This window comes from Streptomyces canarius (assembly GCF_014650735.1).
Classification (GTDB): domain Bacteria; phylum Actinomycetota; class Actinomycetes; order Streptomycetales; family Streptomycetaceae; genus Streptomyces; species Streptomyces olivaceoviridis.
Genome location: NZ_BMVN01000233.1, coordinates 1 through 642 on the forward strand (window position 1 = coordinate 1; position 642 = coordinate 642).

Consider the following 642-nt stretch of genomic DNA (forward strand, 5'->3'; position numbering starts at 1 on the left):
GTCCCGCCGACTACGAGGCCGCACTCGCCGCCTGACCACCACACCGATGGTGTCCGTCAAAGCGGAACAAGCTCAGGCGCCGGACATTCGGTTGACCGTGCGTCCAGGCACGTACACCACGCTCTGGCCGTTGGCGATCAGCAGTGCAAGCAGCAACGTCGAGGCTCGGCCGCAGATGTCGACCGCCCATTGCACCTGGTCGGCCATCTCGCACGCTGCGACGATCAGGTCCAGGATCTCGTCTTCACCATTGATGACTTTCTTCGAAAGCACCTTCTCTCCGGTGGCGTTGACTCCGACAGCCCAGTGATGGGCCTTGCCCGCGTCGATGCCGATCCAGACTTGCTCATGACGTTCCGTCACCGTCATCGCTCCGTTCCCAGGAAGCACCACCTTCAGGGTCCGGGAACACTCCGCCGCCAAGCCCTTAACCAGCGATGACCGCAGTTCTCAATCAGCGGCCGGAGCGCCCCGGAGAACCGGGCAGCCACTCACTCGGAGCCATCAACGGCAGGTCACCATCAGCTACACCCAGTCCTCCCGGACCACCACCATTCTTAACCTCGCGCTTTCATGAAGCGGGCTGTCCGACGGATGGTCAGGTAAGAGAAAAGTGCCTCTGACCAGCAAGAATGAGGATTG

General features: G+C 61.7%; 1 pseudogene. It reads right to left on the minus strand.

What is annotated here, in order from left to right:
• Positions 1-75: 75 nt before the first annotated feature.
• Positions 76-369, minus strand: a pseudogene (locus IE294_RS47045) (IS110 family transposase); the annotation flags it as partial.
• Between the last annotated feature and the right edge of the window lie 273 nt (positions 370-642).